General features: G+C 27.2%; 14 protein-coding genes and 1 tRNA gene. 9 read left to right on the top strand and 6 right to left on the bottom strand.

Annotation, left to right across the window (positions count from 1 at the left end; all coding sequences use genetic code 11):
* Positions 1-28: 28 nt before the first annotated feature.
* Positions 29-2,056 (top strand): alpha-amylase family glycosyl hydrolase, encoded by a 2,028-nt coding sequence (locus IGS63_RS03190; RefSeq protein WP_190615582.1) that lies wholly within the window; start codon positions 29-31, stop codon positions 2,054-2,056.
* A complete protein-coding gene (locus IGS63_RS03185) occupies positions 2,053-2,700 on the top strand; it encodes a 2-phosphosulfolactate phosphatase (protein WP_190615581.1) in 648 nt (215 codons plus the stop codon). The genes IGS63_RS03190 and IGS63_RS03185 overlap by 4 nt, the downstream gene beginning before the upstream one ends.
* 25 nt (positions 2,701-2,725) lie before the next feature.
* On the opposite strand, the gene deoD is transcribed toward IGS63_RS03185, so the two are convergent.
* The 4 genes from deoD to IGS63_RS03165 form a co-directional block, all read right to left on the bottom strand.
* Positions 2,726-3,436: a purine-nucleoside phosphorylase gene (gene deoD / locus IGS63_RS03180; protein ID WP_420856921.1), complete on the bottom strand. Its 711-nt coding sequence runs from the start codon at positions 3,434-3,436 to the stop codon at positions 2,726-2,728.
* Positions 3,437-3,544: 108 nt separating this feature from the next.
* Complete coding sequence (locus IGS63_RS03175; protein ID WP_190615580.1) at positions 3,545-4,480, bottom strand: ABC transporter ATP-binding protein; 936 nt, start codon at positions 4,478-4,480, stop codon at positions 3,545-3,547.
* Between the two features lie 10 nt (positions 4,481-4,490).
* Entirely contained in the window at positions 4,491-5,258 is a 768-nt protein-coding gene (locus IGS63_RS03170; protein WP_190615579.1) for an ABC transporter permease, read from the bottom strand.
* A 1-nt stretch (position 5,259) separates the two neighbouring features.
* The gene (locus tag IGS63_RS03165) at positions 5,260-6,021 is read right to left on the bottom strand and encodes an ABC transporter permease (protein WP_190615578.1); all 762 of its coding nucleotides are present in this window, start codon (positions 6,019-6,021) and stop codon (positions 5,260-5,262) included.
* A 303-nt stretch (positions 6,022-6,324) separates the two neighbouring features.
* On the opposite strand from IGS63_RS03165, the gene IGS63_RS03160 reads away from it, so the two are divergent.
* Both IGS63_RS03160 and IGS63_RS03155 read left to right on the top strand, forming a co-directional pair.
* Complete coding sequence (locus IGS63_RS03160) at positions 6,325-8,058, top strand: Na+/H+ antiporter NhaC family protein (protein ID WP_190615577.1); 1,734 nt, start codon at positions 6,325-6,327, stop codon at positions 8,056-8,058.
* Positions 8,059-8,324: 266 nt separating this feature from the next.
* Positions 8,325-9,704, top strand: coding sequence for a pyruvate carboxylase subunit B (locus IGS63_RS03155; RefSeq protein WP_190615576.1), 1,380 nt, complete (start codon positions 8,325-8,327; stop codon positions 9,702-9,704).
* Between the two features lie 86 nt (positions 9,705-9,790).
* Here IGS63_RS03155 and IGS63_RS03150 read toward each other — a convergent pair.
* Together IGS63_RS03150 and IGS63_RS03145 are read right to left on the bottom strand one after the other, a co-directional pair.
* Positions 9,791-9,865: transfer RNA gene (locus IGS63_RS03150), tRNA-Asn, on the bottom strand.
* A gap of 74 nt (positions 9,866-9,939) precedes the next feature.
* Positions 9,940-11,814, bottom strand: a complete 1,875-nt coding sequence (locus tag IGS63_RS03145; RefSeq protein ID WP_190615575.1) for a sensor histidine kinase — start codon at positions 11,812-11,814, stop codon at positions 9,940-9,942.
* A gap of 36 nt (positions 11,815-11,850) precedes the next feature.
* Here IGS63_RS03145 and IGS63_RS03140 point away from each other — a divergent pair, with 36 nt between their 5' ends.
* Genes IGS63_RS03140 through ruvA form a run of 5 tightly spaced genes read left to right on the top strand, consistent with a single transcriptional unit; the run spans position 11,851 to position 17,538 of the window.
* Complete coding sequence (locus IGS63_RS03140) at positions 11,851-12,591, top strand: threonine/serine exporter family protein (RefSeq protein WP_190615574.1); 741 nt, start codon at positions 11,851-11,853, stop codon at positions 12,589-12,591.
* Between the two features lie 4 nt (positions 12,592-12,595).
* A complete protein-coding gene (locus IGS63_RS03135) occupies positions 12,596-13,060 on the top strand; it encodes a threonine/serine exporter family protein (protein WP_190615573.1) in 465 nt (154 codons plus the stop codon).
* Positions 13,061-13,073: 13 nt separating this feature from the next.
* Entirely contained in the window at positions 13,074-15,686 is a 2,613-nt protein-coding gene (locus tag IGS63_RS03130) for a valine--tRNA ligase (protein WP_190616091.1), read from the top strand.
* Entirely contained in the window at positions 15,683-16,987 is a 1,305-nt protein-coding gene (locus tag IGS63_RS03125; protein ID WP_190615572.1) for a bifunctional folylpolyglutamate synthase/dihydrofolate synthase, read from the top strand. Before IGS63_RS03130 ends, IGS63_RS03125 begins: the two co-directional genes overlap by 4 nt.
* Positions 16,981-17,538 carry a Holliday junction branch migration protein RuvA gene (ruvA, locus tag IGS63_RS03120; RefSeq protein WP_190615571.1) on the top strand — a complete coding sequence of 186 codons (558 nt, stop codon included), beginning with the start codon at positions 16,981-16,983 and terminating at the stop codon, positions 17,536-17,538. The genes IGS63_RS03125 and ruvA overlap by 7 nt, the downstream gene beginning before the upstream one ends.
* Positions 17,539-17,592: the final 54 nt, after the last annotated feature.

Genomic DNA, 17,592 nt, shown 5'->3' with positions numbered 1-17,592 from the left:
TTTTCAAAAAAATAAAGGAGGCTTGAAAATGGATAATTTAAAAGGTATTTATTCATTTTTAGTAAAAAAAATAAAAGATGGTAAAACAAATTATGCAGTTCCAAAAAGATGGATGCCAGATAATTATGAAGGAAATATTAAATTAAGAGGTAGAAAATTTTTTGTAAATCCTTATGAATATTTTTCAGAAATTATAGAAACAATTTTAAAAAATTCAAATGAGAGTGAAAAATATAATAAACCGTTGTCCTTTATAAAAAAAGAACAAACTCCAAATTGGATTAAAAGTTCAATATTTTATGGAGCTCATGTGAGGTCAACTTCTGCATATATACATACAGAATCACATTTATTTGAATCAATAGATTCAGAAGGATATACAGAAGGTGGAACATTTTTAAAAATGATAGCATTATTACCTTATTTAAAACAATTTAATGTAGAGTGTATATATCTTTTACCTATAACTCAATCTAGTAATAAGTTTAAAAAAGGTGAAGTTGGATCTCCTTATTCAGTTAAAGATTTTTTTAAGGTTGAAAAAGATTTTCATGATACACTTTTAGAAGATGAGTTTAATCCAAATGATGAATTTGCAGCATTTGTTGAAGCAGCTCATAGATTAAATATTAGAGTTGTTTTAGACTTTGTTCCTCGTACAGCTGCAAGAGATAATAATCTTATATTAGAGCATCCAGAATGGTTTTATTGGATTGATTCTAAAGAAAAAAATAAATTTAAACCACCTTATTTAAAAACATTAAAATTTGAACAACCAGCATTAGAAAATTTAGAAATATTATATAATGATGAAGCTGTAAAACAACATTTGAAAAAATTTAAATTTGATCCAAAAACACAAGATCCAAATAAATGGGAAAATTTTGTGATGAAAAACAAGAACAATGAAAATTTTTTAGATGAAATAGAAAAAGAATTTGGAGTAATAACTGTTCCAGGATTTTCAGACTGGATAAATGATCCACAACCAACGTGGGATGACGTTACATTTTTAAGATTATATATGTCACATCCAGAAACAGCAGAAAAATACTTATCAAAAGATCAGCCACCATATGTTTTATTTGATGTTGTAAAAGCAAGTAAGTTTCCAGGAAAAGAAAAAAATGTTGAACTTTGGAATACTATTGCAAACATAATGCCATTTTACCAAAAAAATTTTGGAATAGATGGAGCAAGATTGGATATGGGACATGCTTTACCTAAAGAATTAGAACATATGATTATAGAAAATGCAAAAAAATATGATCCATCATTTGCAATAATAGCAGAGGAATTGAATATGGATAACCATATAAAAGCTAAAGATAGTGGTTATGATGGTATTTTAGGGAACTCGTGGTGGACTGAACCACGCTATAAAGAAGGCTGGTTAAAAAAGGTAGTTTCAGATATTATGGTTAATATATCCTTGCCTGCATTTGCAACATCCGAAACGCCGGATTCTCCAAGAGCAGTTACAAGAGATGGAAAAGAATTATTTTCAAAAATGAGTGGTGTATTAAATACGTTTATGCCAAATGGAATAACATTTATAAATTCTGGGTATGAAATATTTGAAAAACAACCAATGAATACGGGTCTTGATTTTGATAATCCAATAGAACAAAAATTTGAGAACTTAAAACCAACAGATCAATTTTATGGTAAATTAGCTTTCTTTGATTGGTATGCTCTTCATTGGAACGTTGATCATCATATGGTTAAACTTTTGAAATTATTGGGGAAGATAAAAGAAGAACACAAAAATTTATTATTAAAATCTGAAAATTATAAGTTTATAGATTTTGGTAATGATGCATTTGTAATGTTTTGGTGGAATGGAGAAGAAGGAATTGTTATACCAGTAAATTTAAATAAAGAACATCCATTTTATTTTGATATAAACCTTGGATATTATACTTGGCGCGGATACCATAAAGTTAAAACTTTAATTGAAAACTATAGACGTGGTGAAAGTGAATGGGAAGTTCAAGATGGAACACTCAAAGTTGGAATTAATCCATTTGAAGCAAGAGTATTTTTAATAAAATGATAAATGTTTATACAACTTATCTTGAAAACATTGAAAAACATGATATATATGTTCTCATAGATACATTAAGGGCAACTTCTACAATAAGTACACTATTGCATTGTAAAATAAAATCTTTAGAAATAGTAGAGAGTTTAGAAAAAGCTTTTTTAAAGAAAAATAAAATATTAATAGGTGAAAGAAATGCACAAAAAATAAAAGGTTTTGATTATTCTAATTCACCTGTAGAAATATTAAAAAACAAGGAAAAATTAAATGGAAAAGAAATTGTTTTAACAACTACAAATGGGGCAAAAGCATTTAATAAAATAAGTTCAATGGGAAAAGTTATTCCATTGAGTTTATTGAATTTAAATTCAGTGTATGAATATGTAAAAGATTATACAGATATAGGTATTGTATGTTCTGGTTCAAATGGAGTTAGTTCATTAGAAGATTTATACACAGCTGGTTTGTTTTTAAGGAATTTTAAAGATGTAGATTTAAATGATGGAGCAAAAATAGCTTTAAGTATAGCTAATTTAAGTGTAGAAGAAATAAAAAATTCAGATCATGCAAGAACAATGAAGAGATTAAATTTAAATGAGGATATAAAGTTTTGTTTTAAATTAAATGTATTTAATGAAGTTATTATAATGGAATAAAAAAAGACACCTGTGGTGTCTTTTTTTATTCTGCCATTTCTAAAGCAATTTCCATCATTTTTGTAAAAGATAATTGCCTTTCTTCGCTGCTTGTTGCTTCATGTGTAACTAAACTATCTGAAACAGTCAATAAACAAGCTGCATTTTTACCAGTGCTTTTTGCATTTGCAAATAAAGCAAAAGATTCCATTTCAACAGCCATACAACCATACTTTTTATTTATTTCTTTAAATACTTCAAAGTTTTCTCTATAGAAAACGTCTGAAGAGTGAATTCTACCTTCTTTTATCTCTATTTTTAAATTTTTTGCAGCAGTTCTTAATTGTTCATTTAATTTTTCTGATGGTTCAATAATATCACTTTCATATCCACTTTGACATTTTGCAAATGTTGATTCGCTGTATGCTTCATCAACTAAAATAACATCGTATAAGTTTAATTCATCAGTATAAGCTCCACATGAACCAACTCTTATAATGTTTTCAACATCATAAAATTTAAATAGCTCATAAGAATAAATTCCTATGCTTGCCATTCCCATTCCACTTCCCATAACACTTATTCTTTTACCTTTATAAGTTCCTGTGTATCCATACATGTTTCTTACTGAGTTAAATAAAACAGGATTTTCAAGGAATTTTTCTGCAATAAACTTAGCTCTCAATGGGTCTCCAGGCATAATAACAGTTTTTGCAATAGTATTTTTATCCTTTACTTCAATGTGTGGTGTAGGAATCATCATATACCAACCTCCTAAAGATTAAAATAATAATATCAATATTAATTATACATTTTGAATAATTAATTTTAATTAATATAAATTTAATTTTAATATATTTTTTGATTATTTATATATTTCTTTTATTATTTCTTCAATTCCGGGTTCAGTTACTTTAAAATCTTCTACTTCATAATTTTTAAATATTTTTTCAGCTATTTTTGCAACGCCATCTGATTTTATATTTAAAGTTATTTCTTTTTTTTCTTTTAGATATTCACCATTCAATTCTTTTATCAATTTAAAGTCTTTTGGTGGTGATTTTAAAAATATTTTCATTGTGGTGGGCATGTCAGTTATGTTTTTTAAATTGTTTACATCTCCTTTATAAACAATATTACCTTTGTTTAATACTAAAACTTCATTACAAAGAGTTTCTATATCCTTCAAATCATGTGTTGTTAAAAAAATAGTTTTGCCTTTTTCATTTAACTCTTTTAAAAAGTTATTTACGTTTTCTTTTGAAATAATATCTAAGCCTATTGTAGGTTCATCTAAAAAGAGTATATCAGGATCATGAATCATACAAGCTCCTACTTCTGCTCTCATTCTTTGCCCTAAACTCAACTGTCTAACTGGATGATATAGTATTTCGCTTAAGTTTAATTTTTCTATTAAGTATTCTAAGTTATTTTTAAAGTCTTTTACTTTGAATATATCTTTTAATAAGTTGTATGTTTCTATTACTGGTAAATCCCACCACATCTGTGTTTTTTGACCAAAAACAACGCCTATATTTTTAACATACTTTTTTCTGTCTTTCCAAGGACAAAAATTATCAATTTTTACATTTCCTGAATCCGGTTCCATAATTCCAGTTAAGATCTTTATTGTAGTTGATTTTCCAGCTCCGTTTGGACCAATGTATCCTAAAAATTCACCTTTTTTTATTTTTAAATTTATTCCATTGAGAGCCAGTATTTCTTTTTTTTCTCTTTTAAATTTTTTTCTTTTATAAATTGTATAGCTTTTTTTTAAGTTTTCTACTGTTATATATTCCATTTATTCCTCCTCAACTTCCAGTACTGGTATATTTTTTTAAACCCATTTTCCATATGAAATACGTGACTGGTATTAAAAACAAAGTACCTAAAACTGGAGAAAATAAAGCAAAACTATTTTTTGTTTTTCCAAGTAAATAAGAAACTGGATAGTATCCAACTGTAGCAATCGGTATAAAGAAAGTTAAAATGCTTCTTAAAATAGATCCATATATATTAATAGGGTAAGATGAAGCTGTTCGTGTTGAATAAAATGCAAGAATTATAATATCACTGTTTTTTATAGTCCAAAAAGCTATTGCAGCAAGAATCAAATTTATTTCAAAAGTTATTACTATAGAAAAAAATATGAGAATTGGATACATGTAAATAGAAGTAATATTCAAGTTCGAAAGACCCCAACTTCCAACTAAAATTGCTTGTAAAAAAACACCTATACGTTTTAATTCAAATTTTTGAAGAAACAACTGTTTTATTGGCGAAATTGGACGAGTCAATAAAGTATCAAATTTTCCACTTATTATTAATTCTTCAAATTTATTTATTCCTTCTCCAAACAATCTAAAAATTCCCCATCCTGCTTCAACTATAGAATAAAGAACTGCAACTTCATATATATTCCAACCAGCAATTTCTTTGAAATTCATCAATACTATTGCTAACATTAAAAAATCACTAAAAATAACAATTCCACTTATTGTTGAATCTACAATAAAATTAAATCTGTATTCAAGCTGTGATTTTATGCTTGCCTTTAACATACTTTTAAATAAATTCATATCAACCTCCCTGTATTTTTAAATTCTTACTCAATTTTTCAGTGAGAATGTATGCCGTTATTCCAAGTGTTATTATCCAAAAAGATTGTATAAAAAATGCAAAACTAAAAGATATTTTTCCTAAATAAACACTTCCTGGAATATAACTGGTACAAGCAAAAGGCAAAAATGGAACTATTTGTTTTAAAATTCCAGGGAAATATTCAGCTGGTAAAAAATAACCTCCAAAAATATTCATGAAAAAGTAATAAAGTCCTTGTGCTCCTGTATAACTTATAAACTTCATACTCCAAAGTCCTATAAAATAATTGAGAAAAAATGCAACGAGAAAAGCATTAAAGAGAGTTATAAAATAAGGAATGATTCTATTTGAAGAGGGTAGTTCAGCATGTAAGAGTAATATACTGAATGTGTATATGGGAATTGATCTAAAAAGGAAATTATAAATTGTGTGCCCAAATACTTCAAAAAAACTACCGTACATTATTCCATAAGGTTTTAATAGTTCAAATGCAATAGTACCTTCACGCATTTTTTGTGGAATATAACAACCATAAGGTAAAAACATTGTTAGCCAAAGAGCTGATTGATTTACCATAACATAAGTTGTCATTTCCGATGATTTTGTTAATGATTTCCAAATACTAACATAAATGTATCCAAAGATAAAACTTCCAAAATTGTTAATTATATGATTCAACAAATAAGTTTTATCTTTTAAAAATACTTTTTTGGAAATAGATAATCCTTTAAATATAATCACCTCCAATTTATTAATAATAATAGTAGTAATAAACACCGTGAAGAGTGGGCTTTTTAAGTTTATCATAATTTTTTATTGAATGCAAGTAAGTTCTAAATAATAATAAATTAAATTTTTTTCTTAGAATTATTGTTTCTATAATTGTTTAATAAGATTAATTTATATTAGATATGATTATTTCAAATAATAAAATTTTTTTTTTTTAAATTTTATGGTATAATGGTAAATATAATATTACGTTTTGTTTCTGAAGGTTAATAATATAAAAGTAATAATATATACATCACATAGAGGGGGGAAAGTATGAAAAAAAGTAAAAGAAACCTTATTATCACAGTTTTTACTATGATTTTTTTAATGCTTTCGGTTTCTATTTTTGCTGCCGGAGGAGATTCACAAAAGTTTGATTATGGCGCTCTATCTTTAATACCGCCTATAGTTGCAATTGCTTTAGCCTTTTTAACAAAAGAAGTTATTTTATCGTTGGCTTTGGGAGTTTTTTCTGGTGCATTAATTTCAACCTTTGCAACTTCATCATCAGGATTTTTCTTAAAGATTGTAGAAAGTTATACTAATACCATATCTTATCCAGTAAAGGCTTTGGGTGATGAATGGCATGCAGGTATATTAATTTTTACAGTTGCAATTGGTGGTATGGTAGCAATAATTTCTAAAATGGGTGGAACAAGAGCTATTGCTAATGCTTTAGCAAAAAAAGCAAAAACAGCAAGAAGTGCTCAAAATGTAACATGGTTAATGGGAATAGTTATTTTCTTTGATGATTATGCAAATACACTCATTGTTGGACCAACTATGAGACCTTTAGCAGATAAGATGAAAGTATCAAGGGAAAAATTATCTTATATTGTAGATTCAACTGCAGCACCTGTTGCTGGAATGGCTCTTATTTCAACATGGATAGGTTATGAACTTGGTTTAATAGGAGATTCTTTTAAAGCGGCAAATTTGACAGATATAAATGCTTATTCTGTATTTATAAATACAATTCCATATAGATTATATTCAATTTTTGCAATTGTAATGGTATTCTTAGTTGGATTTATGCTAAGAGACTTTGGACCAATGTATAAAGCTGAAAAGAGAGCAAGATTAACTGGAAAATTGCTTTCTGATGGAGCTACACCATTATCTTCTGCAGATTTTGAAAAAGGAAATGAAAAAAAAGATATTCCTTTAAGAATGTCAAATGCTTTAGTTCCTATAATAACATTAGTTGTATTTGCTTTTATAGGATTATGGTATTCAGGTGGAGGTCTTGAAAAACCATTTACATTAATTGGTATAAGAGATGCATTTGGTGATGCAGATGCTTCAGTTTCTTTAATTTGGGCTGCTATTCTTGCCGGTATAGTTGCAATGGTTATGGGGATAAGTCAAAAAATCTTAACCTTACATGAAGCATTTGAAGCTTGGGTTGAAGGTGCAAAATCATTAATGATTACAGCTATAATTTTAACTCTTGCTTGGTCAATAGGTTCTGTTACTGAAACATTGGGAACAGCTCCTTACTTAGTAAAGGTTGTATCAGGTTCATTACCAGGGTGGTTATTACCTACTTTAGTTTATATAATGTCAAGTATAGTTGCATTTTCAACAGGCACATCATGGGGAACAATGGCTATTATGATGCCTCTTGCAATTCCTCTTGCAACTCATTATTCTGGTGGAGCATTAACTCCTATTGTTTATGCAACATTGGGTTCAGTATTAACTGGATCTATATTTGGAGATCATTGTTCTCCAATATCAGATACAACAATAATGTCATCTATGGCATCATCAGCAGATCATATGGATCATGTTAAAACACAAATTCCTTATGCATTATTTATTGCTGGTTTAACAATAGTAGTTGGAACAATACCTATTGGACTTGGTTTACCAGTTTGGATTTCATTTATTTTAGGTGTTATTGGTATTTGGGCAACATTAAAATTCTTTGGAAAGAGTACAAAACTAGAGGATTTACAAGCAGAAGAAGGAATAAAAGTAAATGCACAATTAGAAGAAGAATAAAATTAATAAAAAAACGGAGTCTTAATAATAGACTTCGTTTTTTATTTTATAAAGAAGCAATAACAAAAAATAAAACTACTCCAGTAATTAATCCTAATATTAAAGAGAAAAATATTTTTAAAAATGATTTCATTGATTTCACCTCGAATTATATATGTAATTCAATTACAATTGTATCACATTTAATATAACAGTAAAAAGAACAACATTGTTAATAATTTAATAGATGTTATAATTATACTGAAATGAAATTAGGAGGTGTAGTTATGCCATATGTTGTTGATACAACTTTGAGGGATGGACAACAGTCACTTATAGCAACAAGGATGAAGACAAAAGAGTTTGAAGATAAGTTGGAAATTTTTGATCAAGTTGGATATCATTCAATGGAAGTATGGGGTGGAGCAACTTATGATTCTTGTATAAGATATTTAAATGAAGACCCATGGGAAAGATTAAAAACAATAAGAAAAAAGTTAAAAAACACTAAAATACAAATGCTTTTAAGAGGACAAAATATATTAGGATATAGACATTACCCTGATGAAGTTCTTGAACTTTTTATAAAAAAAATGGCTGATTATGGAGTTGATATAGTTAGAATTTTTGATGCTTTAAATGATATAAGAAACTTAGAAAAAGCAATTGAGTATACAAAAAAGTATAAGATGCATGCACAAGGTGCTATTTCATATACTGTTAGTCCAGTTCACAATGTGGATTTTTATTTAAAATATGCAGAAAAACTTGTTAAATGTGGAGTTGATTCAATAGCAATAAAAGATATGGCAGGACTTCTTGAGCCTCATGTTGCCGTTGAATTAGTAAAAAAATTAAAAGAAAAATTTGATATTCCAATAGAATTACATACACATAATACAACGGGACTTGGTTCTTTGTCTTGTTATGCTGCATCAGAAGCTGGTATTGATGGATTAAATTTAGCATTGAGCCCTTTTGCAAATGGAACTTCACAACCAGCTGTTGAACCATTTAATCAAGCTTTAAAATTAGGATTAAATAATGAAAAGATTCTTGAACTTACAGAGTATTTTTGGAAGGTTAGAAAAAATCATGAAGAAAATGATATGAAAATGACCTCTATAAATGCACAAATTCTTGATTCTCAAATACCAGGTGGAATGCTTTCAAACTTAGTTTCTCAATTAAAGGCTCAAAAAGCAGAAGATAGACTCGATGAAGTTTTAAAAGAAGTTCCAGCTGTTAGAAAAGAACTTGGCTATCCGCCATTAGTAACTCCAACGAGTCAAATTGTTGGTGTTCAAGCAACATTAAATGTTTTAACTGGGGAAAGATATAAAATGATAACTAACGAAGTTAAGAATTATCTTAAAGGAATGTATGGAAGATCACCAGCTCCCGTAGATGAAGAAATATTTAAAAAAGCTTTAGGAAATGAAAAACCAATAGATCATAGACCAGCCGATGATTTAGAACCTGTACTTAAAAAGGCAAGAAGTGAAATGGGACTTTTAGCTCAAACAGACGAAGATTTGCTCACTTATGTTTTGTTTGGCGAAGTAGGAAAGAAATTTTTAAAAGATAAATATGAAAAAAGTTTAGGTGTAGATTTAAATATAGCTAAAGAATATGAAGATGAAGAAAGTTCAATTTATCCAGTATAAAACAAAGATGGTATAAATACCATCTTTGTTTTTATTAAAAAATATTTATAATAAATAAAAAAGGTATGCATATTGCATACCTTTAATGGCTCCGGCTGAGGGATTCGAACCCCCGACCTAATGGTTAACAGCCATCCGCTCTACCGCTGAGCTAAGCCGGAACATCTCGTTCTTACGGTAAAGATTATAACACTACTTTCAAAAAAATTCAAGTAACTTGTTTGTAAATTTTTTATTAAAAAATCTTGTACAAAAATAAGTTGTGTAATTCTTCTAAATATTCTTTTGAAAAACCCATACTTTTATTTTTCAAATCAAATAAAATATTGCTCAATGTGTTTAAGTTGTTTGATTTTGTATAAGTATATAAGGTATTTAGTTTTTCTTTAAATAATTTTAAATTTGTAGTATTTATTATTTCTCTTATATCTTTTTCTAAATTTAATTGTATATTTTCAAGTTTTTTCTTTGAAATGGAAAGATTTTTAAAGTCTTTTTCAATAGATAAATTTTTTATCTTTTTTAAAGTTAATTCTGTTGGAATTTCAAGATTTACTATTGTTCCTATTTTTTTTGATTTGAATTTTATTTTTCCATCCATAACTTTTATATAAAAATTAGAAATACTAAGTCCCATGCCCATTCCTTCGGTAGTTCTTGTAAGAAAGTGTTCTGATTGAAAAAAATCTTCAAATATTATATCTATTTCATCTGCTTTTATTCCTTTTCCTGTATCTTCTATTGAAAAGTATAAGTTTTTTTCATCATTTTCTATAGTAAAGTTTATTTCTCCTTTTTCAGTAAATTTTAAAGCGTTATCTAATAGTTCAATTAAAACTTTTTCTATTTTTATTTTGTCCAAAAATTGTGTATTTAAATTTTCTAATTTAAATGATAAATTGAACTTTATGTTTTTTTTAGAACATTCAGATTCGTATATTGAAGCTATCTTTAATATGGTCGTTTTTAAATTAAAATTTTCTAAATTAAGTTTTATATTTTCTGGTTCTGTTTCTATTTTAGATCGTTCAAAGAGTTTTTCGAATTTTTTTAATAAATCAGAAGAACTCTTTCTTACTGTATTTAAAATTTCTATATCTTTTTCATCATTTAATTTTAGTTTTAAATATTCTGTAAAACCTAATATTGAATGAAGTGGAGTTTTTATTTCATGAGATAGTGTTTTTAAAACATTGCTTTTAAATTCAGAAGCTTTTTTTGCATTTTCTTCTGATTGTTTTAAATCTAAGATAGTTACTCTTAGTTGTTTGTATAAAGCATTAAATTCATTACTTAAAATTTTAAATTCATCATCTTCTTCATAAATAATTTCAGAACTTTTTTTAGTTTTTATATTCTTTATACCCGTTATTAATGTGTTTATTGGTTTTTCTATAGATCTTTGAACAAATATACTGTTGGTTTTGTTAATTATAATAATTATTAAGAGAAATGTAAAAGCTGCTATTGCTATATATGTTGTATATGTATCTATTATTTTTGAGTTTATTAATACAAAAAAATCTATTCCATATTCTTTTCCTAATTTAACATTGTATCTTTCTGTTTTAGTTTTTAAAACTATAGTATCTTCATTTAAATTTTTATTTATTAAAGAGTTAAAAATAATATTTTGAGGTAAAACAAATCCTTCGGATGTTTTTAAAATTACAATAAAATCATTAGCTTTATTTTTTATATTCAAGTATTTAACTATTTTATTTAAGTTTATACCTATTAAATATTTAGTATTGTAATTATATGAAAAATAAATATATTGGTCATCTTTATCTTTTATAATTCCTTTATGTGGAATAAAATTAATTGTTTTATTATGAAATTCAAATTTTCCATTACCATAAATGGAATCTATTAATTTAAAATTTTTTATTCCATATTTTTTATACATTAAAAATTCTGAATTTATTGTTTCTTGTATATTTTTCATAAAATATTTTTTAGTATTGAAAATTGTGTCTAAGTTATTCATAATGTAAACATTTATTATGTAATATGAAACAAGATAAGCTGATAAAATTAATGAAATAGAATATATAATAAAGTTGATATTTATAATTTTTATAATTTTATTAGAAAATGTTTTTTTCATCTTAGTTGCTCCTTTACTCGAAATGGAGGTTTTATTGTGCATATACAAAGAATTTCAGATATTTTTATGGAAATAGCCAAGTCTCTTTATTATTATGGTGAAAGTTCTACAGAAATTGAAGATAGTTTATTTAAAATAGCTAAAACTTATGGTTTAGATGTTCAAGTTGCTGCAATGGGAACGGTTATTCATATTACTCTCATAGCTCCAAAAGGAGAAACAATATCAAGAATAGAAAGAGTTAATGATATTGATATAAATTTTTCAAAATTAGAATTATGGGAACAGTTGATTAGGAGAATAATAAATGAAAAAAGACCATTATATAAGGTAAAAAAGGATATTATTAAAATAAAAAATATAAATGAACATACTAAAACTTCAATTCCATTATTAATTATATCAGTTTTTATTGTATCTTTTTCATTTTGTATTTTATTTAAAGGAAATTTTATTGATTCGATTGTATCTGGTATTTCTGGAGTGAGTTCTTTTATAATTATTTTTAAAATAAAAAATAGAATTTTTAAAGATTTTATGGCTGGTTTTTTATTACATACATTTATATCAATTCAAAGTATTTTTTTTAATATTAATTTATTTCCATCACTTGCTGGAGCATTAATGGTTTTTGTTCCTGGCCTTCTTTTAACTAATGGTATATTGGAAATAGGAGAAAGAAATTTAGTTTCTGGTGGTTCTAAACTTTTAGAATCAATGTTTATACTTGGGGCACTTGTTATGGGAGCTATTAGTTCATCTATTATTTGGAGATGATTGTATGATTATTAGAATAATATTTTCATATTTTGCAACTGGTGCATTTTCAATATTGTTTAAAACGCCAGCAAAGTATGTACCTTTATCAGCATTATCTGGAATGATAGGCTGGAGTGTTTATGAAGTATCAAATGCTTATTTTAGTATTGAGGTTGCTTTTGTTTTATCAGCATTTATTGCTGGTTTTGTTTCAATTTTATTCTCAAATCTTTTTTTAGTTAATTCTAAAATATTTATGATTCCAGCTGTAATACCTCTTGTGCCTGGAGCACCAGCTTTTTTTTCAATTCAAAAATTTATTGAAAAAGATTATAATCAAGCTATTAATTTTGCTTATGCAACATTTGTTGCTGCGTTTGGAATAGTAATAGGATTATCTATGGCAACATATATCTTTTCTTTCTTCAATGATTTTTTTGACAGAAAGAGGATTTTAAAGTATAATAACAGTATAAAAAACAAATAAATAAGGGGGAAAAATCATGGATATAGGAAATAGATATACACCACACGAATTAGAGAAAAAGTGGTATTCGACATGGAATGAAAAAGAAACGTTTAAACCAAAAGAAGGAAATGATACATTTAGTATAGTTATTCCTCCACCAAATATAACTGGAAAATTACATGTTGGACATGCTTTAAATATGACTCTTCAAGATGTTTTAACAAGATATAATAGAATGAAAGGTCTTTCTACTTTGTGGCTTCCTGGTGAAGATCATGCAGGAATTGCAACACAGCATGTTGTTGAAAAATTTTTAAGGGAATCAGAAGGTAAAAGAAGAGAAGAGTATGGAAGAGAAGAATTTGTTGACAGAGTTTGGGATTGGGCAAATGAATATAAAGACCATATAAGAGGTCAAATTAAAGCTATGGGAGCTTCAGTTGATTGGTCAAGAGAAAGGTTTACATTGGATGAAGGATTAAACAAAGCAGTTAGAAAGGTTTTTGTAGAGTTATACAATGAAGGATTAATTTATAAGGGGAAGTATATAGTAAATTGGTGTCCAAGTTGTGGAACTGTTCTTGCTGATGATGAAGTTGAACATGAAGATGAAAATGGTAAGTTTTATCATATAAAATATTATTTTGAAAATTCTGATGAATATGTAATAATAGCAACCACAAGACCAGAAACAATGCTTGGAGATGTTGCCGTTGCTGTTCATCCATCTGATGAAAGATATAAAGATATAGTTGGTAAAAATTTAATTTTACCTCTTGTAAATAAAAAAATACCTATAATTTCTGATCCATATGTTGATCCTAAGTTTGGTACTGGTATGGTAAAGATAACTCCAGCTCACGATCCTAATGATTATCAAGTTGGATTAAGACATAATCTTGAAAGAATACAAGTAATGGATGAAAGTGCAAAGATGACAGAAGATTGTGGTAAATATGCTGGTATGGATAGATATGAAGCAAGAAAAGAAATAGTTAAAGACTTAGAAGAATTGAATTTACTTGAAAAAATTGAAGATCACAAACATGCTGTTGGGCATTGTTATAGGTGCCATACTACTGTTGAACCATTTTTAATGGATCAATGGTTTGTAAAAATGGAACCTTTAGCAAAAAAAGCTATTGAAGCTGTTGAAAAAGAAGAAATAAAGTTTCATCCACCAAGATGGAAGAAAGTTTATTTGAATTGGATGAGTGAAATAAGAGATTGGTGTATTTCAAGACAATTATGGTGGGGTCATAGAATACCAGTTTGGTACTGTGAAGACTGTGGACATATTAATGTTTCTGAAAATGAAGTTCATAAATGTGAAAAATGTGGAAGTACCAATTTAAAACAAGATGAAGATGTTTTAGATACATGGTTTAGTTCAGCACTTTGGCCATTTTCAACATTGGGTTGGCCAGAAAATACAAAAGATTTAGAAAAATTTTATCCAACGAGTACACTTGTTACTGGTTTTGACATAATATTTTTCTGGGTTGCAAGAATGATAATCATGGGAGAAAAGTTTATGAATGATAAACCTTTTTCTGATGTGTACATAACTCCACTTGTTAGAGATAAACAAGGAAGAAAAATGTCAAAGTCATTGGGAAATGGATTAGATCCACTTGAAGTTATTGAAAAGTATGGAACAGATCCTATGAGATTTACTCTTTCTATACTTGCAGCACAAGGAAAAGATATTAAGTTAGATATTAAAGCATTTGAACCTTACTCAAAGTTTGCAAATAAAATATGGAATGCAACAAGATTTGTTCTTTTGAATATGAATGATTTTGAAGAAATTGAATTAAAAGATGAAATGCTTGCAATTGAAGATAAATGGATTTTTACAAAACTTTCAAAGGCTGTAAAAGAAGTGTCAAAAGCTATTGAAGAGTATAATTTCAACATAGGGGCTAAAACTATGTATGAATTTTTCTGGAATGAATTTTGTGACTGGTACATAGAATCAGTAAAAGATAGATTAAAAGATGATAATTCTAAGAGAGTTGCACAAAATGTCCTTGTTAAAGTTTTAGATAATGCTTTGAAGTTGTTGCATCCATTTATGCCATACATAACAGAAGAGTTGTGGCAGAGTTTACCTATAGAACACAGTAGTGAAATGATAATAACTTCATCATGGCCTATATTTGAAAAGTCTTATGAGATAGAAGAAAGTAATTTTGAAAAAATAATGCAAGTTGTAAGAGGAATAAGAAATGTAAAAACTGAAATGAATATAGCAATAATAAAAAAAGTTGAAGTTAAGTTCAAAGCTACAAATGATAATTTTATGAAAAAATCGGATTCAATGATAAAAAAACTTGGGTTTGTTTCAAATATAGAAAAAGTTTCAGATAAACCAAATGGAACAGCAACTGCTTATGTAGATGATGATATGGAAGTTTATGTTGTTGTTGGTGATTTAATAGATATTGAAGCTGAAAGTGCAAGACTTGAAAAGAAAATAGGTAAATTAAATAAAGAGGTTCAAAAATTCGAAAAGAAACTTTCAAATAAAAATTTTGTTGAAAAAGCATCAGCAGATGTTGTTGAAGAAACAAAAGAAAAATTAAATGATGCAAAAGTACAGTTAGAAAAGGTTGAAAAACTTTATGGAGAATTAAAATGAAAGAGTTTAAAGAATTAGTTGAATTTTTATATGGTAAAAAAGCAGGGAGTACTAAAATAAAACTAGGTCTTGAGAGAATAAAAAAATTTTGTGAGATTTTAGATAATCCACAAAATTCCTATAAGGTAATACATGTTGCTGGAACGAATGGAAAAGGAAGTGTTACAAAAGCACTTTCTACCATTTTAAAAGAGCAAGGATATAAGGTGGGCACCTTTATTTCTCCTCATTTAGTTGATATAAATGAAAGAATAAGAATAAATGGAAAAAATATAAGTAATGAAGATTTTGTTCAATTATATAAAGAAATAGAACCATACATTGAAAGAATAGAATCTGGAAATAATGAAATGTCTCCTTCGTTTTTTGAAATAATTACAGCAATGGCATTTCAATACTTTAAAAATGAAAAAGTGGATATAGCAATAGTAGAAGTAGGCCTTGGTGGAAGGTTAGATTCAACAAATGTAGTTGAATCTGATGTTGCAGTTATAACAACTATAGCAAAAGATCATACCAAAATATTGGGAGAAAGTCTTGAAGAAATAGCTCATGAAAAAGCTGGGATAATAAAGAATAATTCTATGTTGGTAATTGGAGACATTTCTGAAAGTCCTCGTGATGTAATAATAAGAAAGGCTGAGATTGTTGGAGCTAAAGCTGTAAAAGTTTTGGGAAAACATTTTAACTTTAAAAATACGAGATATAGTTTAAATTGGAATTCCATGGATTTTAAATATGAAGATAAGAGTTTAAATGAATTAATATTTAGATGTAATGGAGCTTATCAACCTCATAATATATCGGTGGCACTTGCTGCTACATATGCTTTTGCAGAAAAAAATAAAATAAATATTAATGAAGAAAAATTAAGGAAAGCAGTAAAAAATTTTATATGGGAAGGTCGCTTTGAATTAATAGAAAAAAATAATAAAAAAATAATACTTGAAGGTGCACACAATATGGCAGGAATTGAGATGTTTGAAAAAACAATAAATATGTATATGCCATTTGCAAAAAAAGTTGCACTTATTGGAATTTTAGATGATAAAGATTTTGAAGAAATGGTAAAAAGAATAGGTCCTCTTTTTAGTGAAATAATAGTTACTACAGTTACGAGTACAAGAAGTGAAAATCCAGAATTGGTTTATGAATCTATAAAAAAATATAATTCAAATGTTAGATTTGTAAAAGATCCAATTGAGGCTTATGAAAAGTTATTAAAAAAAGATGCTGATTATTATTTTGTTACAGGATCTTTATATCTTATTGGTGAAATAAGAGGACATATAGTATGTTAAAAAAGATTAGAGGAAAAATTGTAAGTATAGGAGAAGAAAATATAAGTATAGAAGTAGGGCCTTTTACATTAGAGGCCTTTCCTTCTTTTAGGATTTTAAAAGATCTTGAAACTGAACAAGAATACAATTTTGAAGCTTCTTTTGAAATGAGTGAATGGAATATGGCTCTTTATGTTTTTAAAGATATAGATGAAAGGAATGTTTTTGAAAGTTTAAAAAAGGTATCTAAAATAGGTCCTAAAACTGCAGCAAGGATTGTAAGATCAACTGATGCAGAAGCAATAAGTGCAATGATAGGAAGTGGAGATATAAGCGGATTATCAAAATTACCAGGTATTGGTAAAAAAACAGCAGAAAGAATAGCTTCAGAGTTGAAAGGAAAGTTTGAAGGAATTGAAATAAAAAATGATTTGTCAGATGCAATAGAAGCCTTAGAAGCTCTTGGATATGAAAGATTCAAAATAATGAGATTTTTAAAAAATAATGATGTTTCAAATATGCCTGTTGAAGAAATAATAAAAATTGGATTGGCTAAACTATCTAAAAAATGATTAAAGATAATTTAACAAGTAATGATAAATAAATTTAACAACTATTAAAGGTAA

This window comes from Tepiditoga spiralis (assembly GCF_014701195.1).
Classification (GTDB): domain Bacteria; phylum Thermotogota; class Thermotogae; order Petrotogales; family Petrotogaceae; genus Tepiditoga; species Tepiditoga spiralis.
The sequence above is the reverse complement of the archived record's forward strand: the minus strand, read 5'-3'. Positions and strand labels throughout refer to the sequence as shown.